This is a genomic window from Psychrobacter sp. TB20-MNA-CIBAN-0197 (assembly GCF_040309765.1).
In the GTDB taxonomy this organism is placed as follows: Bacteria; Pseudomonadota; Gammaproteobacteria; order Pseudomonadales; family Moraxellaceae; genus Psychrobacter; species Psychrobacter submarinus.
On record NZ_JBEOPC010000684.1, the window covers coordinates 1 to 268 of the forward strand.

The 268-nt window shown below is 48.1% G+C and carries 1 protein-coding gene; it reads left to right on the forward strand.

What is annotated here, in order from left to right; translation table 11 throughout:
- On the forward strand, positions 1 to 268 hold a 268-nt coding region (locus AAEY83_RS15525; RefSeq protein WP_351060358.1), incomplete at both ends, for an IS30 family transposase.

The following is a 268-nucleotide window of genomic DNA, read 5'->3' on the forward strand; positions in this document are numbered from 1 at the left end:
GGAGTCAGTCACACGAGTATCTATCGTTACTTATGGACGGATAAGAGGCAAGGCGGCACGCTATGGCAGTATTTAAGACGCAAAGCCAAACCCTATCGTCAAAGGCTTACCACTGAGACTCGTGGGCGTATTAATGACAGGATCTCAATTCATGAGCGCCCTCATGTAGTAAAAGAGCGATCCCGCATCGGTGATTGGGAAGCGGACACCATCATTGGTCAAAACCATAAACAAGCTATCGTGACAGTGGTAGAGCGAAAGACAGGTT